Genomic DNA, 25,706 nt, shown 5'->3' with positions numbered 1-25,706 from the left:
CAACCACAGTACGAGCGGGTAGTCCGCCACCGTACAATCCACACATCCACATGCCCTACTACTACTATGTTTTTTAAATAAGAAGAGACATAGTATCTAGTTGCGTTGAAAACGAACGGACTCGCGCCGTCGAAGGCAGTGAGTCCGCGGTCTCAGGAGCTACAGCTCAATGAATTTTACGATCACGCGTCAGAACCTTCATACCGGACTCGCTGCAGTGTCTGCGAGCATCCCTTCGAAGACGACCTTGCCAGTCCTTTCGAACATCCTCTTTGAAGCGAAGGAGGACGGTGTATGGATGAGCGGCACCGACTTGGATGTTGCTGTTCGGATCAAGGTCCCCGCAGATGTGACCGAAGCAGGAAGGCTCACCGCTCCCGGTAAGAAGCTTTCCGAAATCACGAAAGAGCTTCCTGATCAACCCGTTGAGGTTGCTACGCGTGGAGAGCAGATCGAGCTCAAATGTGGGCGTAGTCATTTCAAGCTCAATGGCCTTCCGGCGGATGAGTTTCCGACGTTGGCCGAGGTAGACTTCACTGAAGGTTGGACGGTCACTGGGAAAGACGTGAATGGACTGATCCATCACACATCATTCGCTGTGTCGACGGAAGAGAGTCGGCCGATCTTGAATGGTGTGCTTTGGGAGTTGCGTGACGGCTCCATGCGGATGGTCGCCACCAATGGACACCGTCTCGCACGAATGGGAGTTCCGGCAGAATCGAGTGGGGCACCATCTGCTGATTTCATCGTACCACCGGGTGCGCTTCAGCAGGTGCAGCGCTTGTTCAAAAACGACGACAAGCTTCAAGTCGCGCGCAGTGGAAATCACCTCGGGTTCCGGGCAGGTGACAGGGAGGTTTACACGCGCCTGATTGAGGGTACCTACCCCAACTACGACCAAGTCATCCCGCGTGACAACGACAAAGTAGCGACGGTGGACAAGAAGGCTCTCGAGTCAGCTGTGCGCCGGATGGCGGTTGTCGCGTCCGATCAGACGCACCGTATTCGCCTGAAATTTGAACCGGGCCGGGTTCACCTGAATGTGCTCACCCCCGATCTGGGTGAGGGACACGACGAGCTGGAAGTGGGCTACGACGGTGAGGAACTCGAGATCGGGTTCAACGCGAATTACCTACTTGAAGTACTTCGGTATATGCCGACAGACGAGGTCAACGTCATGTTCAAGGCGCCCGAGCGTGCTGCTACGATCGAGCCTGTAGGCGATGATCACGATTATCTGAGCCTGGTGATGCCGCTGCGGCTTCTGGACTAGCCCTGGTCCTCGGGGCTTGCTGATTGAGCAGCCTCGAGGATTTCGTTTCCGGTGAAGATCGACAGAAGCGGAAGTCCTTCCGATTCGAAGAGGGCAGTCGCATTTTCTGATCTGTCGACCACTGTTAGTACGCCGAGGACGGACGCGCCCACATCGAGGACCGCTTGTACAGCTGCGAGCGTGCTTTTCCCTGTGCTCATCGAGTCTTCGACCATGACGCACCGTGATTCGGGCGTTACGCCTCCTTCTACGCGCTGGCCCGTACCGTGCTCCTTCGCTTTCTTACGGACGGAGAAGCCGTCAATCGGGTGCCCATCCAAGTAGCTTCGGTGGGCGATGGCGTACGCGATCGGGTCTGCACCCATGGTCAGACCTCCCACGTGCGTCGGCTCTAGACCGCTCTCTTTGAGTAGTGCGAGAGCAATGTGGCCAACGAGCATCTGACCCTCTGCGCTCATGGTCGTGGGACGAGCGTCGATGTAGTAGTTCGAACATGCTCCGCTCGCGAGTGTAAAATCGCCAAGCCTTAAAGACCGTTCGACGAGAAGCCGTTTCAACTGATCACGATGATTCATCGCCAAGACACTGCCCAACTGCCTGACTCGAGGCAAGCCCCTGCGTCGCGATTCCGCAGGGGGTGGGCTGTAGTGGTCTGTGCACTGGTCCTGGCGGGTGTCGGCACAGCGTGCGACAACGAGGGTGCGGTCGGGCCTGGAACGCTTCGAGTTGGACAGCTGGGTCAGATCACGGTCAGCTTGGAGACCCCCCGCCGCCTCGGTTTTGGAACGCTGATCCCCGCCGGAACCCTGAGCCAAACCCTCCAGTGGGAGTCGTCTGGTGCCTGGACCCTCCATGAAGGGATTTCCTATCGCGGTTTGGTAGGCGATGAGACCGTCTCCCGAAGCCTTGGCGATCCAGGGGCCTTCGCCTCCGAGTATGCATCGTTGATCGTGCGTATCAACCAAGTCACAGGGCTCAAGCTCTTTACCGACACCACAACGTTGAAGCAGGGAACGTCCGCTGATTGCGGGCCCGTTCTTTCCAAGATCCGCTTCACGATCGAGGACACCCACCGAGGGGAGACGTTTTATTGGACCCAATGTGTGGATGGGTCGCTGACGGACCTCACCACCGTGGGCGCGGGCCCCAAGGTAGGCGCTTCCCGTCTGGTGGTGGCCACACAGCAGGCGAGGGATGCTACTGTCGGACCCGGTTTCGTTTCGGCATACCACGGTAGCGTACCGTTCGGCTCTCTGGATCGAGGCGAGGACACGAGGGCGAGACCCACGTCCTCCTTCGTGGTGACAGACGATGTCGCTTGGTCGGCCTTCTGGTCAGAGCATTCGGGCCGCACCCCTCCTCCAGAAGTCGATTTCGAAACCGAGATCGTGATTGTAGGAGCGGTCGGGGAGCGCGGAGAAGCAGGAGACAGTGTGGAAGTACGACGAATCTTGGAGGTCGCCGATGGGACATTGACCCACCTCTTTGAACGCGTACCAGGGGATTTCTGCTCGCCGATAGCGAAAACCCATTACCCCTTCCACATCGTGGTCTCCCCCCGAACCCCTGCACCGATTCGGTTTGCGGACATTCTGGTCGAATACGTCTCTTGCGGCGTGTGATCTGAATGTCCCTCCGCCGCCGATTCGTTCTCACCTTCGTCGCGTTCGTGGTGTTGCTGATTACGGCCGGGTCCTATATGGCCTGGCGAGAGGCGACCCGGGCGCTCGAGGCTGAATTGGATGAGAAGGCCGCTTGGGTGGCTCGGGCGGCTGTGGCCACAGGGCTCCAGGCTTCGGCCGTCGTCGGGCTACGGCCGGGGTTCGAGGACACGTCTCAGTGGACGAGTTATCACGCCCGCTTAAAGGAGTTACAGTTTGTTGTCCGTGAAGCGTATATCCTACGCAACGACAACACCGCTGTTGTGACGAGCTTCCCAGCGGACTCGATCCCGATTGGGATGCCCCTGCCTGATTTCGACTTATTCGAGGCACTGCTCGACGAAGCACGCGTCGTTGGCTATTCCGCGAGCGAATCCTTCACGGGCCTGGACGAAAGATTCTATAAGTGGGGGTTTGCTTCGCTAGAGGACAACCAGACCGTTTTGGCGGTACTCATGCCTGCCGACTACGAGGTTCCCCTCGAGAGGCTCGGTCGCAATCTCATATTTGGCGCCTTGGCTGCGACGCTGCTGGCGGCTCTTCTCGCTGGCGTCCTAGCCACGAGCGTTGTGCGCCCCCTCGAACGCCTTAGCCGAGTGGCCATCCGCATCCAGCGAGGTCGGATGGTCGAGCCCGTTGCCGACGAAGGCGGACACGAGGTAGGACGCCTGTCGCGAGCCATGGAGCGTATGCGCCTCGCGATTCTCGAACGAGACGAGCAGCTTCGTCTTATGCTGGCTCAAGTCGCGCACGAGATCCGAAACCCGCTCGGTGGCCTGGAGTTGTTCGCCTCCGCAGCGGCGGAGACGGAGGACGCGGAGGAGAGGGGTCGGTTACTTTCGCGGGTCCGCCAAGAGGTCTCTGCGTTGAACGGGATCATCTCGGACTTCTTGGCGTTCGCTCGTCCGCTCGCGCCTTCCCGTGAGGCCACCGATGTCCGACTTCCCATACTCGGAGCGATCGAACTCGTAGAGGCGGAGCTCCTTGAGCGAGGAGGCACCTTGGACGTTCACATGTCGGATACCGCGCTCATGGCTAGGGTCTCCGGCGACCACGTGAAGCGAGCAGCACTCAATCTGCTTCGAAACGCGAGCCAGGCCGGTGATCACGTTGTGCTCGAGGCCGGGGTTACCAATGGTGAGTTCGTGCTCAGTGTGTCCGATGACGGCCCTGGCGTGGCCCAGGAGCTTCGTGGCCGAGTCTTCGACCCCTTTGTGACGGACAAGGAGCAGGGAGCCGGCCTGGGCCTCGCAATCGTCAAAAAGATCGCGGAGGCACACGGGGGGCGGGCCGAGCTGGTCGATAACCGGGAACCCAATGGTGGGAAGGGTGCCGAATTCCGCGTATATTTCGGCAGCCTGGAAGACCCCCCGACGCCGTAACTCCAACTAGCTAAAGCATTTCCAATGGCTGAGATCCTCATCATCGACGACCACGACTCCATCCGGGAGGGGCTTGAGCTCCTTCTGCGGCGCCGTGGCCATCGGACGAGGTCTGCGGAAAGCGGGGCCCGTGGCTTGGAGCTGCTGGAGGAAGAGCCCGCGGATCTGGTCATCACGGACCTCAAGATGGCCCGCATGAACGGGATCGAGGTTCTGGAGCACGTGAAGAGTGTCACTCCAGACACCGACGTCATGGTCATTTCTGCCCACGGCACAATCGAGCGGGTGGTCGAGGCGATGAAGCTCGGGGCGGCCGACTTCATCACGAAACCGTTCTCATCCGAAGAATTCGCGGTCAAAGTGGACCGGTTGGTGGACGAGCGGACGCGGCGGGTCAAGCTGAAGCGAGAGAACGTCGCATTGCGTGTGGAGAACGCCTCATTGCGCGAGGAAACGACGGCTCGTTACGGGGAGATGGTTGGCGAGTCGGGCCCCATGCAGGACGTCTTTAAGTGGATCGATCGCGTAGCTCCAAGCGAATCGACAGCGATGATCTACGGGGAGTCGGGCACGGGGAAGGAACTCGTCGCCCGGGCGGTCCACGCCGGGTCCAAACGGAAGGACGGCCCTTTTGTCCGCGTAAACTGCGGGGCGCTCTCCGAGAGTCTTCTCGATTCCGAGCTGTTTGGTCACGAGAAAGGCGCGTTCACGGGTGCGGCAAAGAAGCGGAGAGGGCGGTTCGAACTCGCCGATGGCGGTACGCTCTTCCTGGATGAAATCGCGACCGTTCCGCATACCACACAGGTCCGCCTGTTACGTGTGCTTCAGGAACGCGAGCTCGAACGTGTGGGTGGCGAGGAGACCCTTCCCGTCGACGTGCGCATCATTGCCGCGACGAATGTGCCGCCGGAAAAGCTCCTCGAAGACGGAGCGTTCCGAGAGGACTTGTTTTATCGATTGCACGTAGTGCCGATGCTCCTCCCGCCGCTCCGTGAGCGGACTTCGGACATTCCGATTCTCGTGAACCACTTCATCGACAAGCTGCAGGAACGCACTGCGTCTCCGGTTCAAACTGTGAGTGCCGAGGCACTGAAACGTTTGGCCGCGTATAGGTGGCCGGGGAACGTGCGTGAACTCGAAAACGTCATCGAACGTTCGTTGGTTCTTGCAGACGCGACAGAACTCAGCATCGAAGATTTGCCTCCTCTTGGCACCGATGGGGTTGCGGGTGGTCTCGCGGGCTTTGAGACGGGGGCGGAGACGGAGTTGCCGATCGGTGGCCTCGACCTGACCCGTGCGGTCGAGGGCATCGAGGAACGTTTGCTCCGCCAAGCCCTCGATCAGGCCGCTGGTGTCAAAGCGGAAGCTGCGCGCCTTCTCGGGCTCAAGCCCAGCGCCCTCTACTACAAGCTCGAGAAGTACGGGATCGAGGCGTGATCGACGTGCGTCGACCACTGGGGTTCGTCCTGGTGGTGGCCGCGGCGGCGGCTGTCTTCCTGAGCGATGCCACGGCGCTTTCGGGTCAGTCAACCGAGTCTGTTGTGGCCCAAAGAAGGCTCGAGTACACGTCTGCCTCTGACACTCACCAAGCGGCACTTAGTGCTTTTCGCGTGGTCGAGCAGAGGTTTTCCGCGGCGCTGACCGAAGTCGAGCGGGCCCGTCGAGAGGGGGATGACGTAGCGTTATCTGTTGCCCTTCCGCGGGCTCAAAACATGAGCGTGCCGAAGGCGGACCGGGCCCGCCGTGTGAGTGAGGCGGCCGAAGACTTGGCTGAGAAGCGGCAGGCTCTGATCGATGTACTTGTCGTCCGTCAGGCCGAGTTGGTAGGGCGACTCGACGCCGCGGCGTCGGCGGTGGCTCGGCAGCAGCAGAACGATCTGCTGGACGACACCTCCAACGAATTATCTGAGCTTGAGGACGAGGCAGAGGACCCAACGGGTCTTCTCCCTGTTGTGATGCCGAACATCGAGATCAGCCCAAGAGACCTACCGGCAGAGATCGAATCCAAGGCACAAATCTTCGAGCGCACAGCAGCCGTTGTCGACACGGTGCTCCTAGAGAACGCCGAACAGATCGCCGATCTGGAAGATCGGCTCCGCATTGAACGGCAGCGTCAGGACTTCCTGGTCAACGCCGATCGCTTCGGTGATCGTCAGGTCCCGACGGGGCCACCGAGGGTGGATCCCACCGTGGAGGTCTCGGACAGCACGGACGCGGAGGGTAGGCCGATCACGCTCGAGGAGCGACTCGCCGAAGCTCAGGCCTATCGAGAGGAATTGACCGAATACCGAGATCAACTCCTGATTCGGGCCCGAGTTTTTCGACAAGCAATCCGGGTGCGCTCATGATGCGTCTCGGTGTGATGAGGCTTCTGACGGTCGCCTTCCTGATGGGGCTCATGCTGCCTTCCGCGGCGTCGAGCCAGGTTCGTTGGCGGGACCTCGTGCTCACTCTTGGCGGGTCAGCGGAGCGTTATTCTGGGAATTTTTCATCGGTCAACGACCCGGTCGTCGACAGCACCAACCACGCTGCTGCTGCGGTAGGTGAATTGGGCCTACGCGGAACGCTTGCGCTGTTGGAACGCGAGACACACGACATCGTGCTCTCGGTCGATGGGGGCGTCCGTCAAGCCGCGGCGACGGGCTTCAAGGTCCGTGACTATGCGCCTCGTGAGTGGGTTGGGACGGCGACGCTGCAGCTCACCCGCTTGGTCGGGACGTTCGGGCGCTTGTATGCCCGCACCGGAATGAGCAATCGGTCGGTGCAAGATCGTCCACCGATGCCGCTCTTTCTGCAACCTGGATACGCGACCGGCACGGCTGCGCTAGGCTTCGTTACGCGATCCCTGGACGGCGTCCAACTGGACCTTGAGTTCGGGGGTGAATCCGCAGACTACCGAGCGCTCGAGTTCGTCCCCCAATTGGATCTACTCGATCGGCGCGGAGTGGGCGTGGAAGCTGGGGCGCGCTGGGGCGCCGACCCTTCATCGATTCGTTTCTTCGCCGGACTCCGTTGGAATGAGTATCAACACCAGGGGAGCTTCGATGCGGCAGATCCCTTCCGCCGAGACAGGAGTGTCCGGACGGGACTGAATTGGACGCACATAGGGTCGACCTTCGTCCAGGTAGGGCTTGAAGGCACGGTGAATCGATCGAACTCGAATCGATCTGAATACGATGCACTCAGTGCCTCGGTGTTGGTCAGCACACCACTTCCTGCCCGTGCGACCCTGAACGTCTACGCTCTGCTTACCGGCAAGACTTATGTGCACGAGACCGCTTTTGCGCGCCTGGTCCCAGGTGAAGAAGCCGACAATGCATCGATTGCCTATGTGCAGGTGGGGCGACCGATGGCTGTGAACCTGGATGGAGCCATCCGCGTGGGCTGGACGCGGGCAGAAACCGACATCGGGAATGCGTACTATCAACGCTTCGGACTGTCGGTCCGGATGAACTACAGGCCGAACAGTAAGTAGCGCGAGGCGTTAGCCCTGGCGGGAGGTTCTACTCACCTGTTCGGGCCCACAGCGCCCAAGCGATCCAAGACCCGTCGTGGGTCAGCGACACGTCCGCACCAGCGGGCTTCCCGTTCAAGAACACGAAGGGAGGCCTTCGGCCGATCGCACCCGGAGCGCACACGATCTCGATATCGTTTTCGTCCACTGTCAACACATCCGCCAACATGGACTTGGCTCCCACGCGAACCGCTGCCGATGCACGCGAGTGGACCGAGGTTAACTCGCGGTCAGTCAGCCTGCGCTCAAGCTCTGCGGTGTCTGCACCCCAAGGCATCCCCCGGTCGTCGACAGACCCCACATGCGTGAACAACTTCGGCCGGCCGCCCTCGTCATGCGTGCTCCAGGCGATGGAGTGCACGAGGGAGCCGGGCCGAGCTTCCAACTGAATTGAAATGAGCCGGTCTCCATAGGAGACGACACCAGTGTGCTCGGCCGATTCTGACTCACTGACCCACTCCGTTTCAAACAAAGTGTGCGCGAATGTGGGCGGCGAGCCGAGCAGCTTTGAGACCACCTTGAACGCCGCTTCTTTGGCGGCCCATCGGCACCAGACGTCGAGATCCGGGTCCGGAGCCCGTCCGATGCCCGCCCGTTCGGAGTCCGTGAAGACCCGTGCAAGGAATCGCTCGTCGGAGCTCTTATCGCGAGTTCGAACGTGCGTGAGGTCGACGACGTCGTTTCCGACCCTCAGGAGGTTAGCGCTCGGCATGGGTGTCCCGCCTTGTCAGCTCTCTGCGCCGGTCAGCCCAACACGGACCTCACTGGGGACTCGCATCGGCTTTCGGTCGGGACCCACCCAGACAGCGGTCACACGTGCTCGGGTGGTAACCACGGAAGGGTCGTCTCCGTGCACAATCTCCTGCTCGAGAATCATACTGGTGCGGCGGAAGGAGTCAGCCCAAGTCCTCACGATGAGTGCGTCTCCGCGCTTGGCTTCTGCGACATAGTCGACCTCGATACGTACCACGAAGATCCCCCAATTGCGGTCGTTGAGTACGGACCAAGGGAACCCGGCCTGCTCAAGAGCTTCGAAGCGGCCATGCTCCAGATAGTTCAAGAAGACGGCATGATTCACATGACCGAAGGCGTCCAGCTCCGAGCTACGCACGTCGATCATCGTTTCGGCGCAGGGGACGCCTGGGGGTTGAGGACTCATGGGGGAAAGGAAGGACGGAGCGGAGATCGGAGCAAGGTCCGCCGTTGACCTGAGGTAGGCCGAATCGGTACCGTGGCGGCCCCGTGCACACCAACGACCCAACATCCCGCTCGCGGCCCCCACGCCGCCTTCTGACCACCTTTGGTGTTGGTTGGGTGCTGGCGTTCGCCCTAGCCGTCCCTGTGCGTGCCACCCCCACTGCAGAAGCGCAGGATTCTGCCCTTCTTGTGCTTGCGGCAGCGAGTTTGGCCGACGTCCTTCCTCAGGTGGCACTCGCGTGGGAACGAACAGGTGGAGCGCCCGTCGCCTTCTCATTCAGCGCCACCTCCCGGGCGGCTACGCAGGCCGTACGGGACCCCACCGCTGACGTGATCGTCTCCGCAGATCTCCAGTGGGTAGAATGGCTGCGCGAGCGCGGTGCCGTGCTCGCGGGCACGGCGCTTGAGATCGCATCGAACGACTTGGTAGCGATTGTCCCTGCTGGGGCGAGCGGTATCACGTCGGCGGAACAGCTGGGGGGCGTTACACGCATCGCTCTGGCTGGGGAGAATGTCCCCGCGGGCCGGTATGCCAGGTCCGCGTTGGAGGCGCATGGGGTCTGGGCGGAGGTGGAACCCAAGGTTGTACGGAGTGGCTCCGTGAGGGGGACGCTTGAGTGGGTGGCACGCGGTGAGGTCTCGGCCGGGGTCGTATATCGCACGGATGCCCTCCAAGACTCGGATGTAGCGCTGGCGTTCGTTTTCGACTCGGACGATCACCCCCACATCGGCTACTGGGCGGCGCCCCTGGTAGGCAGCGATGTCCCGGATGTCGCGCGCGCCTTTGTTGCCTTTCTAGCCTCCACTGAGGCTGCGGATGTCTTCGGGGCGGAGGGCTTCCGATTGCCCAGTGAGTCTTTTGACGCTGAGCAAGCGCGCTCCGGTTCGTCACTCGGGGTGCCCGGGGTAGCATCCGCCATTCGTCTGTCGGTGATCGTGGCGTTGTTGGCCACGTTGGTCGGGCTCGTGCCGGCGATAGGGCTCGGATGGGTGTTGGCCCGGTGGGACTTCCGCGGAAAGTCGATCGTCTCGGCGCTCGTCCTTGCTCCGCTCGTTCTGCCGCCTGTGGTAACTGGCTTCTTGTTGCTGAGCGTGCTGGGAACGAACACCCCGTTCGGTGGTGCGTTGGCCAGCCTGGGCCTGCCGGTCCCATTCACCCTGCTCGGGGCTGCTTTAGCCGCGTTCGTCGTAGGGATGCCACTGTACGTGATCTCGATCCGCGGGGCGTTCGAGGCAATCGATTCGAAGTACGAAGAATTGTCTTCCACACTCGGCGTGACGCCTCGCCGCACCTTCCTCAGGATCTCTCTTCCGCTTGCTCTCCCAGGCATCGCAGCTGGTGCCGTGCTCGCTTTCGCTCGGGCCCTCGGAGAGTTTGGGGCGACTGTGGTCTTGGCAGGAAATGTCGAGGGGTCGACCCGCACCATCGCGCTAGCAGTATACACGCTATTGGAGTCCCCGCAGGGACAGGAACAAGTGTGGCTTCTCGTGGGTGCGAGCGTCGCCGTTTCGCTGCTGGCGCTCTTTGGCTTCGAGGTCTTGTCTCGTCGGCAGAAGCAGCGACTGGAGGACCGTCATGGTCGCTGACGCCTTCAGATTGAAGCTGGAGCTCGAGCTCCAGCTCCCGGGCACCGACCTCTGCGTCTCACTGGATACGAGAACGAAGGCCGTCGCGATCGTCGGGCCGTCAGGCGCTGGAAAGAGCACCCTTCTCAGGATTCTGGCGGGCGTCGAACGCAGAGCCCGCGGGCGCGTGACCTTCAGATCGGAGGTATGGCAAGACTCCTCGTCGGGTGCCTGGGTATCCCCATGGGAGCGAAGCGTGGGATGGGTTCCGCAAGACGTTCTTCTCTTCCCGCATCTCTCCGTACGAGAGAATCTGACCTACGGGGCGGAACCGGAGGCGTCCGTAACGGAGATCGCAGATCTTCTCCAAATCACGCCGCTCTTGGACAGGAGACCAAAAAGGCTCTCAGGGGGAGAGCAGCAGCGCGTCGCTCTGGGGCGCGCCCTGATCGCCGAGCCGCGGATGCTCCTACTCGACGAACCGTTCTCTGCGCTCGACCGGCCGCTCCGCGCAGAGTTGTGTCAGGTCGTTCGATCTTGGACACTGCAGCGAGGGGTGCCGCTTGTCTTGGTAAGTCACGACGAAGAAGACGCGCGACAACTGGGTGAAGAGCGTTATCGCCTTTCCGCTGGGACGCTCAGTCAGGAAGATTGAGCCGCAGAGGCTCGGCCACCGGTTATTCGTCGAGAAGGCCCTTCTCGCGTCCTATTTCGACGGATCTCTGCGGGACTTAACTCTTCCAACCGTGGCCCCGGGAACTGACCTTCAGCAGAACGTTTGGGGTGCGCTTTGTGAGATTTCGTACGGGGAGGCCCGTAGCTACGGTGAATTGGCCGCCACGGTCGGGCGACCTTCTGCGGTACGAGCTGTGGGGCGGGTTAATGGACTGAATGCTCTGGCCATTGTTGTCCCCTGCCGCCGGGTGGTTGGCGCAGATGGGAAGCTCGTGGGCTACGGCGGCGTCTGGCGGAAGCAGAAGCTGCTCGCCGTTGAGGGCGTCTAAGTAATAGTCGGACTGACGCTTACGATTGCGCCACTGTGCTACTGAACGGGCGGCGCGATCACTTCGAGAGCGGCAGGTAACGCACGGATCACGATCGATGGATCGGAAGCCCGTCGAATGTCCCCATCCACCTCGAAGCGGGGAGCTGCCGGGAATGTGACGGTGAAGGATGCGTCGTCGAGCACCTCCACCTGTTCCGATTCTACGTGCCGGCCGCGTTCCGCCATGTTGAAGAGCTTCAGGCGGGTCATTGGCGCTGCGTCTTGGATCTGGCACGCGTGCAGCAGTCCGTCTTCGACAGTCGCCTTGGGCGCGATCGGGAAGCCTCCGCCGAAGAAACGTCCGTTTGACACCGTCAACATCAGGTGGCGCCCGGACCGCTCGGTCCCATCGGCGGCCGCGAGCTCCAGGTCGATTCCCGGGAATTTGAAGAGCTGCTGAAGCGCTGTGATTTTGTACAACAGCTCGCCCTTGAGGAACCGAGCCTGAGACGCTGCGTCGATCACAGCGACATCGAAACCAAAGCCGACCAGGTTCAAGAAGTGGCGGGCTTCGCTCTGCTCCGGCGAGTGTTCTGAGGCCGTAGGCGTGTCGATGCGACCTACATCGACACGGCGCCGGTTCCCACTGGCCAGGGAGTTCACTGCTTCAGCCGCGTTCATTGGGTCGAAGCCGAGGCTGCGACCGAAGTCGTTTCCCGTGCCGTTGGGTAGCATCCCCAGCACCACATCAGTTCGGTCATGGTTGAGCAAGCGATCTGCCACGTTGCTCCACGTGCCGTCTCCGCCCACCGCCACAACAACGTCGAAACCCTCGCCTGCCGCACGGTCGGTGAGTTCCCGCTCCTCACCGGGCCGCGTTGTGGTTGCGAATGTCACGTCGTCGAGTTGCGCTTCCAGTAGACGCCGATAGACGGCGATGCGTTTTCGGCCGCGTCCCCGCCCCGAGGCGGGATTAAAAATGACGAAGTGGCCTGGCACCGAGATCAGATCTCCAGCAAGGGCTCGAAGGTCTGCAAGCCGGCCTGATACCACTGTTCGCGGAACGGGTACGTGTTGACGTCGTCGATCGTCAGACCCGCCGTCATCTCGTGCTCGTAAAGCGTGAGCGACCCCGTCTCCTCTTCGTGCTCGGAGTGGGGGGCCCCCATGTAAATGTTGGCCTTGAACTTTCGATCTGAGTCAGCGTCAACCATAAAGGCGTTGTATAGGTTTTTTGAGGGGGCGTACTTGTGCTTTGTGACCAAGAGGTCGAGCACTGGCTTGTCGTCGTCGCGAACCTCGACTTCCATGCGGTCGTCGAACTCGTTCATGGCGATGTCGAGCTCTCCCAAAAAGTGCGGAAGATGCCAACGTTCTGTTGCATGTTCGCGTGCGGCTGCGCTGGTCACCCCGACGCAAAACGGGTAGAACGCGGCCTTTGGGAGCGGCTTCCCCGGCTCAACCATGGGCGGGACAATTACGGCCAGGACGACCTCGAAGTAGTGCCCGACTTCACTTTCGGTGAACTCGAAGCAAGTCAGCGCCAAGATGCTCCGCTCGTGCTGCATCTCGAGCGGCTCAAGGTGCTTCGGAAGGAGTTTGCGAGCGTCCGACGTGGGCATCTCGAAGAACCCTCCGACACAGTTCTTGAAGCCGTAGTAGGTGTAGCCTTGATCATCCATTGATCTATTCGCCTTGATGCTGGTCGGCGGGTCCGGTTAGCGTTTGCCGTCCGCCGCACGTTCGTGTGCTCTATACCCTGCTCTTCGTCGATCCCCGGAGGCGATAGCGCTTGAAGCTACTCCGAGGTTATTTGGCCCTGATCGTTACCTGTCTGGGCATGCTGCTGTCCGATCTCGTCCAACGTTTCTTGGTCGGCCCATGGCTGTGGCTTCGACCCCAGAGCCGGATCAGCGTGTTGGGTTCCTGGCTTCAGTACTTGGCCTGGCTTGTGACGAGGCCTTTCGAAGTTATCGGAGGTGCGTCCCTTCCTCATCCGGATCGCATCATCCCGTGCGAGCCTGGAGTGTTGGTCGTCATGAACCACCAGTCGATGCTCGATCTTCCGCTCGGGGTCAAGACACTCACTAGCGGCTACCTTCGTGTTGTCACCCGCCGCCGCTACACTCGTTTTATCCCGCTAATATCGCACTTGAGCAGGCTGTATCAATACCCGTGGGTGGACCCTTCAGCAAACACGGGGGATGCCCGACGAATGCTCAAGCAGCTTCGAAAAATCTCCCGGGAAACGGATGTCCCTATCCTCATCTATCCTGAGGGGACGCGGTCCAAGGATGGGGAGATCGGACCGTTCCGCCCGGCGGGTCTGGGGTTGATCCTGCGTGCGCGTACTTGGAAGGTCCACGCCTTCGTCGTGGATGGCCTTTGGCAGTACGCCAAATTCAAGCACCTCCTGGGAAGCATGGACACGCTGGACGCGCGAATGGAATACGTCGGCGAATTCGAATGGACGAACCCGAAAGCTGATGCTGGCCTGTTTGTCGAAGGACTGCGGCAGAGCATGGTGGAGAAGCTCCAAGAGATGCGGGGGGGGCCGGTCGCATGACCTCGGGCGTCCACCCAGCTGCGGATGCTCCTTGGTACCCTGTGGTTCGGGACCTCGCAGATCGTCTCGTTCTGGACACGTCGGACTCCGTCAGGGCGGTACTTCTGTATGGTTCACACTTGCATGGGTCGAACCCCAACCGAAATAGCGCATTCGATTTCATGGTCGTTGTGGACTCGTATCGGGCCTTTTACTCCGCTTTGCGGAGATCCGGTGGGATGCGGCGGTGGGTTTGGCTGATGTCCTCTATGGCGAACGTACTGCCGCCGAATACGATCGCTTACGCGCCCGACGACCGGGAACTCGGACTCGCCAAGTGTCTGATTGTGAGCAAGCAACATCTTGAACAGGCGCTCGGGCCGAACCCTAAGGATCACTTCCTGTTGGGCCGACTCGTTCAGAGAGTGGGGCAGGTGTGGGCGGCGACGCCTGAAGAACGGGCGTGGCTGAACGACCTCGTCTCAGCTGCGCATGGGCGGGTGTTGGACTGGATGTTGCCCTATTTGACCGAGCCGGTGGACGGGGCGGGCCTGGGCCAACGGCTGTTGGAGATTTGTTACCAGGGTGAGATCCGGCCTGAGGCCAAGAACCGGTCTGAATCCATCTTCAATGCACAGGTGGACCACTTTCAAACCGTCTTCGGTCCGGTACTCGTCGGGGCGGAACGCTCGGGGCTGATGGTCCGGTCCGCAGAGGGCTTCTCGTTGGTCGCTCCGGCGAGCGAATTGGTTGCCCGACGTTGGCGTAGACATTTTTGGCGTTCGAAGGTCCGGGCGACCTCACGTTGGTTAAAGCACATCGTAACTTTCGACAACTGGTTGCCCTATTTGGTACGAAAAGCAGAACGGCATTCAGGAACGAAGATCGAACTCACCGCGCTGGAACGGCGGTGGCCGCTCATCTTTTTGTGGCCCCGTGTTGTCCGCTTCTTACGTAATCGCCCCTCTCGCGAGATCACCCGATGAGAACCGACATGATGGCGCTAGTGAGCATTCTTGCATTCGCCTTTCTGACCATGGGCGTGTTCGCGGCTACTGGAGCTCGGCACCGTGAAGATCCCCTGGAGCTCGGAGACCGCGGCGGCTTTGTTCTCGGGGGTTTGATCCGAACCTGGTTCTATTGGTTCATCGGCCCGCTTGAGAGGCTCTTTCTAGCGATGGGTCTGCACCCGACCGCCTTCAACGTGTTGGGTGTCGCGTTTGGCATCGCGGGGGGATATGGCTTTGCGACTGGACACGTCGTGTTGGCAGGGTGGGCTGTTTTGTTAGGTGGCACTGCTGACGTCTTCGATGGACGGATCGCTCGAGCCCGGGGGCTCGCTTCAGACCGCGGCGCCTTCCTTGATTCGACCCTGGATCGGTTTGCTGAGGTTGGGGCGTTCGTCGGACTCGCAGTTCTCTTCCGGGATTCCGCCATCGCCGTCGCCCTGGTGGCCACTGCCCTGGGGGGCTCGCTCTTGGTGAGCTATGCGCGGGCCCGTGGCGAGAGTGTGGGAGTTGTGTGCAAAAAGGGCGTTATGCAGCGCGCAGAGCGGCTTCTCTCTGTGGGCTTCGGCGGCATTTTGGACCCGGCCGTGTCTGCACGCATGGGCTGGGAAGACGGTACGGTCTTGTTCGGCTTGATCACGCTTGTAGCGATCGGCACGGTGGGCACCGCGGTCTACCGTACGGCATGGATCGCAACGCGACTTCCGTAACCGATGGTCCGACTAGGGCTTAGCGAGATCTGTGCGGCCCTTCGCCCGTAGATTGTTGCTCCGTCATATGTAATCTCCCCACCGAGCTACGTAAGAAGTCATGGGGCCATCCCATCGGCCGCGGTGCATCCTGTGGGCACACCAGACCAAAGCGGATCCAAGTCAATCCACGCCGTAACACGCGTGGAAATCCGGTATGGTGGCAACTAAAGGACAGTTCGCGCGAGGGCTCTTGCCGTGCGACCGACGGCGAGCCTCGAGGTCGGCAGCCTCCTCATCAGTTGCGGGTCGCCGAAAACCGCGCAATCAGTCTCATCGGACCCTATACGGACCGTGCCAACAAGAAACGGCCACTCCGCGATGGGGTGGCCGTTCTCGTAACTCGTTGTGCTGATCTTACTCCGGCGACAGGACTCGAACCTGTGACCCGCTGATTAACAGTCAGCTGCTCTACCAACTGAGCTACGCCGGATCGGGGTGGAAATAAAGACGGACCATTGAATAGTGTCAACCGGACCCGGCAACCTGGATGCGGGCGCTTCTTGAGGCGCGTGAGAGGATGTTCCAAACCGCTGGACCCACGTCGTGTGCTTCTTCCCACACTTCCAAGTGGCGAAGGGCTGCTGCGCGTGCGCTGGTGGTGCCGTGGAGCGCTGCGAGTGCAGGTCCGCGGTGAGGGTAGGGTCGTTCGAACCAATGGAAGCCCATGAGCACCGCAACCGGTCCATCCGCTTCTGAGAATACGGTGAAGTCGGGGGACCATCCGCCGAGTGGAGCGGAGCGGACCTCCAGGCGGCCAGCCTCGAGCATGTTCTTGATCATGCTCAGGCGTGAGGCGCGATCAGGGTCGTTCATAAGCCCGCGAGCCTCGGCGCTCAGTTGCAGGGCGTTCATTTCGGCAACGAGGACGCGGAAGCTCGTAACGGTCTCTAGGTCCTCGGGTGTGAGGTTCAGGGTGCCGAGTCGCACCCGAGTCACCGCGGTCGCGATATCCGTAGACCGCCGAGCGAGGTGACCGTAGAGGTCCCGGAAGTCCGGGCGACTCCGCTCATGGAGGAGCACCGCGGGCTGAGCAACCAGCCCGATGGGGAGTCGTGACGCGAGGTCGGTAGGGGGCGATGAGTTCACACAGAACTCTCGCCACGCCCTGAGTGGTCACCGATGGGCGCCTGGGCCCACACCATGTACAAATGTAAGTCCTACCAGCGGACTGAGTGTCGACCTCATCGGCAATGGCGAGTTCGGTCTGATGGCGAGTCCTGAGTGGTACCTCATGGCATTTGCAGCACCGAGCCTCGTAGCCCTTGCATCCGCGATCTGGATCGTCGGCCCTCGTGCTGGTGGGGTCTCGCCGTCGACCAGGTGCTGAATCCGCATAGCGAGGTCACCGCACTTCACGCAGATTGCGTGAAGCTTGTCGATGCGTGTCTTAGCGTCCGATAAGGACTATGATCGCGGCTACGTTGGTTATGAGGCCGAGGAAGATACTCCAGAATTGGATCTCGTCACGAACGCGGGACCGGGTCCGATTGGGCACATGAATCCAGTCACCGGATTGGATCGGCATCCTGAGGTTCTCAAGGGAGATGTCGTCGGGTCGAAGGTTGAGGATCGACGTCACTCCGTCTCGGACAAGACGAACGCGGCTTTGGTCCGATGGAATGCTGTAGCCACCCGTCGTCACTTCAGACGTCATTCCTCCCGCTGCGTTGATCGCATCAATGATGGTCGCAGTGGGTGACACGAAGTACTGACCAGCGTCCCGCACCGAACCACTGACGGAGACGTTCAGCTCGACCTTTGCCTGCACAACGTGATCGCTGTAGTAATCTGAGTATAGGCTCTGAACGAGCGTACGAATTCCCTCTTGGTCGGTTCCCGCAACCTGCGTGGGGCCAATAAGTGGCAGAAAAATGTTCCCCGTCCGGTTGATGATCCTCTCTCCCCTCAACTGCTGGATTTCTTCGCCGGAGCCTGCGTAGAGGGTGAGCGTCACCTTGTCTCCTGAACGGAGCTGGTAATTTGACGTCACTTGCTGACCCACTACCGGCTGCACCATCGCAGCCACCAAACACACGGCCCCAAAGGCCCTTCCAAACAATGAAGCGATGAATTTAGTCACGGATTGCGTCACACCGTAGCGGGGAAAGTTCTAGGGGCTATTTTCGCCGACCGCCGCCGAGCTTGTCTACCCGAGTGCGGCGGCCCTGACGCGACCATCGAGAACACACGAAGCAAGAGAGCCGGTTTATGAAGAGCAGATTCCTTCCGCTGGGACTCCTTCTTACCGCCGTCACTATTGGCGCGACAGCCGCTCGTGCGCAGGATGGGAACAGCCCGACACTCGTTGTTATGGTGTCGGTGGATCAGTTCCGGGGCGACTTGATCGATCGTTACAAGTCGGCGTTTTCGGGCGGACTCCGACGTTTTCTAGACGAGGGATACCGCTTCACGAGTGCTTCGCACGCTCATGCTGTGACGCACACGGCGGCCGGCCATGCCACGCTTTCGACCGGTGTGTTCCCTTCCCGATCCGGCATCGTGGCCAATTCCTGGTCCCATCGAACCGGGAGTGTTTGGAACCCGATGTATGCGGTGGAGGACCTCGACAGTCCTATCCTCGGCTTCGAACAGGTTCAGGGGTTGCCGGGACGATCGCCGAAGAATTTGATGCGCACCGGTTTGGCGGACTGGATGCGGGCGCAAGATTCGGACGCGCGAACTTTCTCAGTGTCGTCGAAGGATCGCTCCGCGATCACGATGGCAGGTCAGACGGACTCCAACGTCTTCTGGTTGGTGCCGCAGCTGGCCCGCTTCGTCACCTCCACACACTACGCGAACAGCTATCCTGGCTGGCTCAACCGCTTCAACGAAGAAGTGATGCCAGGCATCGTCGCCGAAACGGTGTGGGAGTCCTTGGCTTCACCTGAGCTCCAGCGCTTGGCCCGTGCGGACGCAGCCACGTACGAGGGAGACAAAGAGCACACGTCCTTCCCCCACCTCTCTTCGCAAGAAGGCGGTGCCGCCGGACCCCAAGGGCACAACGCCTGGGCACTCCTTCATTCTCCGGCGGACGACGCGGTCATCGCATTGGCCAAAGCCGGACTCGATGAGTTCGATCTGGGCCAGCGGGGCAACGTCGACTACCTGGCCATCGCATTGTCCGCCACGGACTACGTGGGGCACGAGTACGGGCCGTTCAGTCAGGAACAGCTATCGAACCTGATTAATGTGGACCGGCTCCTTGGGGACTTCTTCGACTATCTGGACCAGCAAGTGGGGGAGGGCAACTGGGTCGCCGGTATCTCAGCTGACCATGGTGTCGCTACGCCTCCCGAGGCCGCGCAGGCGATGGGGAACATGGAGGCGGAGCGTTTCGACCCCGGAATGAAACAGGCTGCGGTGTCTCAGGTCTTCCAAGAGGTGTCGCGGGAGGGGGGCAGCCCGGAAGAGACCGCAGATCGGGCGGCACAGCTCCTGGAGGAGCGCGGTGTGGTGGAGAAGGCGTATACGCATCACGACCTGACGCGGGGTGAACTGGCCGACTCGTTTGCGGTCATGTTTCGGAATTCGCACTACCCGGGGCGGGCGCATCGTCCGTTGTCACCCTACGGCCTAGAATACCGTTTTGGCGATGGTGATCTCGTGTCCTATCGCACCGGTACCACCCACGGAACACCGTATTGGTACGACCGATGGGTGCCCTTCATGCTCATGGGCGCCGGTGTGGCGCGTGGATCCTCTGATTCCGCGGCGTACACCGTAGATATGGCGCCAACACTCGCTGCTCTGGCAGGTATCCGAGCGCCAGACGATTTGGATGGAAGAGCGATCTATCCCAGGTAGCGTTTTTCCTCATTCCTTTCAAATCTATGCGCCTCCCCGTCAAATAGCGGGGGGGCGCTTTTTGTTGCAATACTTGAATCTTGACAGGCATGGGTGTGATGCAGTGTACGTATTCTTCAGTTTGTAAACATATGTAGTTCGCACAGGATGTAGGTGGGTGAGTCAGCGTGATGGTTGCGTCACGAAAGCCACCAAGTAGGACTCGAGATCGATACGGACTTGGGCCTCGACCCGGAGCACGATGACTGCGCCGCAAGAAGAACGACCTGTTTGGAGCATTCAGGAGGCTGAAAAGCTAATCCTCTCCTTGAAGGGTGTCGTGTCAGCGAGGGTGATCGCACGTCCTGGTGGTGAGGTTGAGGAGATTCATCTCCTCACCACGGAGGAAGTGAAGCCCAAGCAAGCCGTCCGGAACGTCGAATCCGCCCTGTTGGCGCATCTCGACCTCGATGTGGACCATCGGGTCATTTCCGTGGCTCAGGCCAAGGATCGTCAGGTGGCTGAGGCGTCCGCTCCGGAGCCCACCGTCCACATTGTGCCAGATCCGACTCCGGCTCAAAGCCGTCTGCTCTTTTGTGGGCACGCCGTAGACACCGAGCGTTCGCACCAGGTCCGACATCGGGTCGAAATCGAATGGCATGGTGAGCGCTTCACCGGCGAGTCGAGCGCTGCGGACCTCCCGCGAGCCAAGCTCGAAGCGGTAGGAGTTGCAACGCTCAAAGCTGTGGAGGCAGCTCTCGCAAAGGACGACGAAAGCGAGGCCAAGCCTGGTACACTCGTTACGCTGGCACTCGACGGCGTGAAAATCGTCGATGCATTCGATAGAAAATATGCGTTAGTAGCCGTCCACGCGATTTCGGGGCGCGACATCACGGCACTTGCCGGCGCGACCCTCGTGGAAGAATCCACGGACAGGGCGGCCATCTTAGCAGCACTTCAGGCCACGGACCGTTGGGTCCGCGGCAGAGTCTAGAATCGGGCCTGCGGGCCCGGAAATGAGTCCCAAGAACAAGGAGAAGGAGAACCCCCTCGGTCTGCCCGCTTAGCGGAGAAGAGTGGCGAGCGAAGCGCATGCGACTTCCACAGCGGAAACCCGGAAGTCGACACTTTCTTTAAAGGAGGTGAGCGTATGTTTAGCTCTCTGTTCGACTTTTTTGGCAGCGTGCTGTCCCTACTCGGGAACGGCGTAGTACACTGGTAAGCAACTAGGGTGGTCCGAGGGGTTCGCCTCTTTTCATGCGTCTATCTCCCGTCACGTGGTACGTCACAGCGATCTGTGCTGCGGCCGTGGTTTGCGTGGCTGTACAGGACTGGTCGGTGTTTGCGACGTTTTCTGCACAGGATTATTGGGGGTTTGGGACCCTTGTTCTCTTGGGCTTAGCGGCGGAACAGCAAGCCCTTGATATCAAAGTGGGCGGAAATTCCAGCGGTCACTCGATCGCGTTTCTCCCACTGCTCACGATCGTGTTCTTGTTTGGTTCAGCCCCGGGCGTGTTGTTCTGGATCATTGGCGGTCCGGTTGCTGAGTACGTCATTCGCCGGAAGCAAGCGCTACGCGCGAATTTTAACATCGGGCAATACGTGCTTTCGACTGCGGTCGCTGGGTTGGCATTCGACTTTCTCAGCGGTGACGCTCTCGCGTTGAATCCTGCCGTGACATCGGGTCTGATTCTCAAACAGCTGGGCCCGTTCGTGCTCTTCGGAGTGATCTTCTTGGTGGTCAACAACACCTCGGTCGCCGGAGTCATCGCCCTTAGTCAGGGGGTGTCATTCCAGCGTACCTGGCGTGATCTGGTTGGGATATCGGGTGCCAATGTCCTGCTCGACATGCTGATCGCCCCGATCGCGATCGCCGTTGCAGCTCTTTACATGCAGATCGGAGCGGTCGGGTTGTTGTTGGCGATTCTACCGCTGTTTTTTATCCGGTTTTCATACCAGACTCAGCAAAAGCTATCCCTGGCCAATGCCGACCTGCTCAAGGCGTTGGTGAAGGCGATTGATACACGAGACCCGTATACCTCCGGTCACTCGGTCCGCGTCTCCTACCTGGCGAAGCGGATCGCCGAAGAACTCGGACTTCCTGCCGCGCGTGTCGAGAGGATCGAAACCGCAGCCCTGCTCCATGACATTGGGAAGATCGAGGCGGTGTACTCCGAGATTCTTGCGAAACCAGCCTCCCTTACCCACGAAGAGAGGGCGATCATCGAGTCACACGTCACGCGTGGCGAGGAGCTTCTCAGGAACCTGTCTTCGGTTCCAACTGAGGTCGTAAAGGCTGTACGCCATCACCACGAACGAGAGGACGGGGCTGGGTATCCGGACGGGCTCTTGGGTGATGAGATTCCGCTTGGCGCCAAGATTATCGTGGCCTGTGACTCCATCGACGCGATGCTCTCGGATCGACCCTATCGAGACGCTCTGCCGGTGTCGGTGGTCCGCGAGCAGCTTCACAAACACGCAGGCCAGCAATTTGATCACCGAGTGGTCCGTGCTGTTATGGACTCTGACCTGCTGGGTGACTACGCCGAAGTCATGGCCATGAGTATGGATGGTCTTGTGCCTGAGCTGGAGGCAAGGGCTGCGGTGCGTCCCTTGAGAGCAACCACCGGAGGATATTCCCACGGTCGCGGTAACCGCGCCGTGTCATAGGGGGCTCAATCCCCAGGGTGGTTGTTGAGGGAATACGTGCGATCGACAGACGAAGGTTGATTCAGGTGGCTGAGTAGTTCCCAATGAAAGCTTCAAACTGCTGGGCGCGGTTGCCAAGGCTGAGTGCACGTGCGACTTGGAGCGCTTCGGCGACGCGGTCTCGTGCAGGAGGAAGACCGGCTCGTTTACGAAGCTGACACTCGCGCCACCGAAGCTTGAGCCAAGCCGTTGTCATTCTTGGGAACAAGCCCGGCTGGTGACGCTGAAGGATATCTAGGGCCGAGTCGACTCTGCCCCGCTTAGCCTCCATGCGAGCCCGAAAGTAGAGCACCATACACGGATCGTAATGCCAGATGGGCGGGTCAGCTGAGATCTGATTGAGTCGTTTTGAGGCTTGGCTCAATGAACCAGTTTCGAGATCACACAGGCCCAACCCTGCGTGTACCACGTTAAGCACGTGTCTTGGTAGTGGCGGTTCCCAAAGAGCTTCTGCAGCGAGAAATCTATCGCGGGCGGATTCAAACTCTCCGCGACAATACGCCAGTTCTGCCTCGTTGATGACCTGATTGAGGTTGAGGTGACGAAGGTCAGCTCCGGCGAGCAGTTCATTAGAACGATTGAGGAATGCCTCTGCACGGTCGAGGTCACCTACGTCGAGTGCGAAGACGGCCGAGTTGGCTTCAATCACGGTTCTCAGGAATCGATCTCCGCTGCGCTGTGCCAGGAGCCTGGCTCGCTGAACCAACGAACTCGACTCGATAGAAGCGAGGCGTCCCTGGTAGTGGAGAATGAGAATGAGGCGGCACTGTGCCCAGAGAAGGTGATCGCTCAAGGCGTTTTCTTCGGCTATTGCGACGGCTTCGTAGGCCCTCTCAAGGGCGTCTGAACGTCCACCAAACAGCGTACTTAGTGCCAGTCCCGCACTGCACAGACATGCTGCGGCCGGGGAACCGGCTTCCCCGGTCCTAGACATTTCCTCAAAAAGGCCCCGGATCCCGGTGATGTCGCCTTGGCGATTCAACAGGTGCAGCTCAGCATCCAACCCCAGCGCGACCGCCTCCCAGTCTTCTTCGGCCTCCGCCTCCATCTTCACCACCCCGAGTCTTTCCACCAGGTCTTCCACGGGCAAGGCTCCGAGCTCTGATAGCCCCTCGACACGCCGGATGTCCATTCGTCTGGCCTGGTGGCTGTTCCCCACGTCGCGGAGCCGCATGGCAGCAACCTCGAGCATCGCGTTTGCTCGTTCTATTTGCCGATCCATGTGGAGAGTGCGTCCTAGCTCGCCGGTTGCGTTGGCCCTTTCCGCTGCGTCGTCTGTATTCGTTACGACTACTTCGAAGTACTGGGCTGCCGCGGTGATGGCCCCGGTGCTGAGCGCTTCCTGTGCTGCGATCTGAGCGAACTGAACCGCCTTTTCGCTCTCGCCGGCCCGTGCATAGTGAATGGCCAGTTCCCCGACTACATCTCCGGAGCCGGTTGCCTCAAGATGAAGTGCGATGCGACCGTGGATCAACGCACGTCGTGTCTCGCTCAGACGCCGGTACAGTGTGCTCCGAAACAATTCATGGGAGATGCGTACCGAATCGCGTTCGACCTCAACCAGATGCCATTTCTGTAGGGCTTCCACGAGGTCGGTACACTCGTCGAGTCCACGGTCGGTCACTTCGCTGAGTTCCCGGAGGCGCATCGATCGGGCTCTCACGGCGAGCATTGATGCGAGTCTGATCGCGTCCGCCGACAGATGAACGATCCGTGCTTCGAATATCTGCTGAACGGACATGGGCACAGGAATGGCGTCTAGCCTGTGCGCGGGCAGATGCAGGCGGCCGGACAGATGATCTTTCCCGAGTTCTGTGAGGTAGAAAGGGTGGTTGCCAGCGAGCTGCCGGAGATAGGTCTCACCGTGTTCGTCCAGGCTCTCCCCGGTGACCTGGCGGATGAGCCTCTTGGCGTCCTCATCGGAAAGCTCATTCAAGTGGATGTCAGTCCCGTGGCCTGGGTTCACGCCGTCGAGAAAAGACTGAAGCGGTTTGTTCTCTCGCACGAGTTCCGGGCGCAAGGCACAAAGCAACACCATCGTCCCGGATGCCCACCTACGTTCGATGAATCGAAGGAGCGCCAACGTCGTTGGGTCTGCCCACTGAATGTCGTCGATGATGAGCAGCAGAGGCTCGTTCGCTGCGATGCGATCAAGCAGCATCCAGAAAGCCTCCATGAGTCGCCGAGACAGACTGCTTTCCTGAATCGGAGGGATGTCAGCCGGAGGGCCGTCGGTGGCGTGCTCGGGGAGCACTGATGCGATGACGGCCTTCCACGGCTCACCCAGGGCGTCGAGATGAGGCTGTACATCTATCTCGCGCAGAGCATCAATGATGGGATTAAGTCCGATGGCTTGTTCAAGTTCGACCGGTTGGGCCGTTAGGCAGCGGAAGCCACCTAGGGCAGCATCTCGGCGCACTTCTTCAAGAAAGCGACTCTTCCCGATACCGGGCTCGCCGTGAACAACTATGCGTTCGAAGCGGTCTGAGGTGGCCCCTGACAACACCTCTCGCGCGATCTCAAGTGGCTCGTCTCTTCCGACCAGGGGGACATCCCGAACCACTCTGATGCCTGAGCCAGACGGATCGAGGTCCAAGCTGCGCACCCGATCAATCAAAGCCACCAGCTCAGGGGCTGACTCCTCATCGACGGAGAGAGTCCCTAAGTAGTCCGCGTAGCTTGACTCGGCTGCAGCCGTACGTCCGACACGTGCTCTCGCCTCGATCTGCTTAGCGATCGCGGACGGATCGTTTGTATGCACACGTACTAGCGCATCCGCTGCGTCGTTGGCTGCGTTCCAATCGATTTTTTCCAAACTCGTGTCCCACGCGGCAGCAGCTACGCCGCCGAGTTTGCGGGTGAGCCCCGCGTGCCGTGCACTCAACCAGTCTTCGAACTCGCGGCTGGGACACCTGGCTAGGGTTCCACCAAGACGCCGACTCGCGAGTCGGGCGGCTTCGCTCAGTGCGCCGCGTGCTAGGCATGCCTCGAACGATTGTACGTCCGATGTGGCCGTTGGATGTGGGCGGAGCAGGTCCCCTTCGGAAGACACCGCGGGTTGGCCCGCCTTCTTCCGGATACCATGTAGAAGCTGCCTTAGACGATGCCGCGTCCCGGGCTTGTCATCGGCTTCCCACATGAGCCAGATCGCTTCGCCTCGAGAAATACGTCGACTGGCCCGGGCGAAGATCAACGTGAGCACGGACTGTTCGTTCGGTGAAAGGGCGACGACACGCCCTTCAACGGTCGCAACGGGCCCTCCGAATAACTGCAGGTGTATCCCGTTACCTGTGGCGCTCTCGTCTATTGGCCGATGCCTCCGTCGTGGTTGC

Annotated in this window: 23 protein-coding genes and 1 tRNA gene; 15 read left to right on the top strand and 9 right to left on the bottom strand. The window is 60.4% G+C overall.

The features are described from left to right. Positions 1–169: 169 nt before the first annotated feature. Positions 170–1,273 (top strand): DNA polymerase III subunit beta, encoded by a 1,104-nt coding sequence (gene dnaN, locus P8L30_06675; protein MDG2239868.1) that lies wholly within the window; start codon positions 170–172, stop codon positions 1,271–1,273. Here the strand turns inward: dnaN and pyrE are convergent. After that, positions 1,270–1,848, bottom strand: coding sequence for an orotate phosphoribosyltransferase (pyrE, locus tag P8L30_06670; GenBank protein ID MDG2239867.1), 579 nt, complete (start codon positions 1,846–1,848; stop codon positions 1,270–1,272). The two genes, dnaN and pyrE, sit on opposite strands and share 4 nt — an antisense overlap. On the opposite strand from pyrE, the gene P8L30_06665 reads away from it, so the two are divergent. The 5 genes from P8L30_06665 to P8L30_06645 are packed head-to-tail and all read left to right on the top strand — an operon-like array spanning position 1,840 to position 7,791. Continuing rightward, a complete protein-coding gene (locus P8L30_06665) occupies positions 1,840–2,895 on the top strand; it encodes a hypothetical protein (protein MDG2239866.1) in 1,056 nt (351 codons plus the stop codon). The two genes, pyrE and P8L30_06665, sit on opposite strands and share 9 nt — an antisense overlap. Before the next feature lie 5 nt (positions 2,896–2,900). After that, positions 2,901–4,316 carry a HAMP domain-containing sensor histidine kinase gene (locus P8L30_06660; GenBank protein MDG2239865.1) on the top strand — a complete coding sequence of 472 codons (1,416 nt, stop codon included), beginning with the start codon at positions 2,901–2,903 and terminating at the stop codon, positions 4,314–4,316. A gap of 24 nt (positions 4,317–4,340) precedes the next feature. Beyond that, on the top strand, positions 4,341–5,753 hold the full coding sequence (locus P8L30_06655; protein ID MDG2239864.1) for a sigma-54 dependent transcriptional regulator: 1,413 nt from the start codon (positions 4,341–4,343) through the stop codon (positions 5,751–5,753). Positions 5,754–5,758: 5 nt separating this feature from the next. Beyond that, positions 5,759–6,664 (top strand): hypothetical protein, encoded by a 906-nt coding sequence (locus tag P8L30_06650; GenBank protein MDG2239863.1) that lies wholly within the window; start codon positions 5,759–5,761, stop codon positions 6,662–6,664. Beyond that, the gene (locus P8L30_06645) at positions 6,661–7,791 is read left to right on the top strand and encodes a hypothetical protein (protein ID MDG2239862.1); all 1,131 of its coding nucleotides are present in this window, start codon (positions 6,661–6,663) and stop codon (positions 7,789–7,791) included. The genes P8L30_06650 and P8L30_06645 overlap by 4 nt, the downstream gene beginning before the upstream one ends. A gap of 28 nt (positions 7,792–7,819) precedes the next feature. On the opposite strand, the gene P8L30_06640 is transcribed toward P8L30_06645, so the two are convergent. Continuing rightward, positions 7,820–8,542, bottom strand: a complete 723-nt coding sequence (locus P8L30_06640; GenBank protein MDG2239861.1) for a 4'-phosphopantetheinyl transferase superfamily protein — start codon at positions 8,540–8,542, stop codon at positions 7,820–7,822. Positions 8,543–8,557: 15 nt separating this feature from the next. Then, complete coding sequence (locus P8L30_06635) at positions 8,558–8,941, bottom strand: thioesterase family protein (protein MDG2239860.1); 384 nt, start codon at positions 8,939–8,941, stop codon at positions 8,558–8,560. Positions 8,942–9,144: 203 nt separating this feature from the next. Between P8L30_06635 and modB the strand changes: the two genes are divergently transcribed. From modB to P8L30_06620, 3 genes are all read left to right on the top strand, one after another. Next, positions 9,145–10,614, top strand: coding sequence for a molybdate ABC transporter permease subunit (gene modB / locus P8L30_06630; GenBank protein ID MDG2239859.1), 1,470 nt, complete (start codon positions 9,145–9,147; stop codon positions 10,612–10,614). Beyond that, the gene (locus tag P8L30_06625; GenBank protein MDG2239858.1) at positions 10,604–11,248 is read left to right on the top strand and encodes an ATP-binding cassette domain-containing protein; all 645 of its coding nucleotides are present in this window, start codon (positions 10,604–10,606) and stop codon (positions 11,246–11,248) included. Before modB ends, P8L30_06625 begins: the two co-directional genes overlap by 11 nt. Before the next feature lie 91 nt (positions 11,249–11,339). Continuing rightward, complete coding sequence (locus P8L30_06620; protein ID MDG2239857.1) at positions 11,340–11,597, top strand: methylated-DNA--[protein]-cysteine S-methyltransferase; 258 nt, start codon at positions 11,340–11,342, stop codon at positions 11,595–11,597. Between the two features lie 38 nt (positions 11,598–11,635). Here P8L30_06620 and P8L30_06615 read toward each other — a convergent pair whose 3' ends face one another. Continuing rightward, complete coding sequence (locus P8L30_06615; GenBank protein MDG2239856.1) at positions 11,636–12,577, bottom strand: diacylglycerol kinase family lipid kinase; 942 nt, start codon at positions 12,575–12,577, stop codon at positions 11,636–11,638. 5 nt (positions 12,578–12,582) lie between these two features. Next, a complete protein-coding gene (locus P8L30_06610; GenBank protein MDG2239855.1) occupies positions 12,583–13,260 on the bottom strand; it encodes an acetoacetate decarboxylase family protein in 678 nt (225 codons plus the stop codon). 110 nt (positions 13,261–13,370) lie between these two features. Between P8L30_06610 and P8L30_06605 the strand changes: the two genes are divergently transcribed. From P8L30_06605 to P8L30_06595, 3 genes are read left to right on the top strand one after another with little or no spacing between them, the layout of a single operon-like run. Next, a complete protein-coding gene (locus P8L30_06605; protein MDG2239854.1) occupies positions 13,371–14,144 on the top strand; it encodes a 1-acyl-sn-glycerol-3-phosphate acyltransferase in 774 nt (257 codons plus the stop codon). Next, positions 14,141–15,109 carry a hypothetical protein gene (locus P8L30_06600; GenBank protein ID MDG2239853.1) on the top strand — a complete coding sequence of 323 codons (969 nt, stop codon included), beginning with the start codon at positions 14,141–14,143 and terminating at the stop codon, positions 15,107–15,109. Before P8L30_06605 ends, P8L30_06600 begins: the two co-directional genes overlap by 4 nt. A gap of 20 nt (positions 15,110–15,129) precedes the next feature. Beyond that, positions 15,130–15,840 (top strand): CDP-alcohol phosphatidyltransferase family protein, encoded by a 711-nt coding sequence (locus P8L30_06595; protein MDG2239852.1) that lies wholly within the window; start codon positions 15,130–15,132, stop codon positions 15,838–15,840. A 399-nt stretch (positions 15,841–16,239) separates the two neighbouring features. On the opposite strand, the gene P8L30_06590 is transcribed toward P8L30_06595, so the two are convergent. The 3 genes from P8L30_06590 to P8L30_06580 all read right to left on the bottom strand — a co-directional run bounded on the left by P8L30_06590 (position 16,240) and on the right by P8L30_06580 (position 17,962). Then, a tRNA-Asn gene (locus P8L30_06590) sits at positions 16,240–16,312 on the bottom strand. Between the two features lie 35 nt (positions 16,313–16,347). Then, positions 16,348–16,968, bottom strand: coding sequence for a hypothetical protein (locus P8L30_06585; protein ID MDG2239851.1), 621 nt, complete (start codon positions 16,966–16,968; stop codon positions 16,348–16,350). 301 nt (positions 16,969–17,269) lie between these two features. Next, entirely contained in the window at positions 17,270–17,962 is a 693-nt protein-coding gene (locus P8L30_06580) for a polysaccharide biosynthesis/export family protein (GenBank protein ID MDG2239850.1), read from the bottom strand. A 128-nt stretch (positions 17,963–18,090) separates the two neighbouring features. Here P8L30_06580 and P8L30_06575 point away from each other — a divergent pair, with 128 nt between their 5' ends. From P8L30_06575 to P8L30_06565, 3 genes are all read left to right on the top strand, one after another. After that, positions 18,091–19,686 carry an alkaline phosphatase family protein gene (locus P8L30_06575; GenBank protein ID MDG2239849.1) on the top strand — a complete coding sequence of 532 codons (1,596 nt, stop codon included), beginning with the start codon at positions 18,091–18,093 and terminating at the stop codon, positions 19,684–19,686. Between the two features lie 241 nt (positions 19,687–19,927). Further along, on the top strand, positions 19,928–20,659 hold the full coding sequence (locus P8L30_06570) for a hypothetical protein (protein ID MDG2239848.1): 732 nt from the start codon (positions 19,928–19,930) through the stop codon (positions 20,657–20,659). Between the two features lie 263 nt (positions 20,660–20,922). Next, positions 20,923–22,335: an HD-GYP domain-containing protein gene (locus P8L30_06565; GenBank protein MDG2239847.1), complete on the top strand. Its 1,413-nt coding sequence runs from the start codon at positions 20,923–20,925 to the stop codon at positions 22,333–22,335. 61 nt (positions 22,336–22,396) lie between these two features. Here the strand turns inward: P8L30_06565 and P8L30_06560 are convergent, their stop codons facing one another. Next, a complete protein-coding gene (locus tag P8L30_06560) occupies positions 22,397–25,576 on the bottom strand; it encodes an AAA family ATPase (GenBank protein MDG2239846.1) in 3,180 nt (1,059 codons plus the stop codon). Positions 25,577–25,706 lie beyond the last annotated feature (130 nt).

The organism is Longimicrobiales bacterium, from assembly GCA_029245345.1.
Taxonomy (GTDB): domain Bacteria; phylum Gemmatimonadota; class Gemmatimonadetes; order Longimicrobiales; family Gaopeijiaceae; genus CALFPJ01.
Note: the sequence above shows the minus strand (reverse complement) of the source record. Positions and strands in the feature narration are given on the sequence as shown.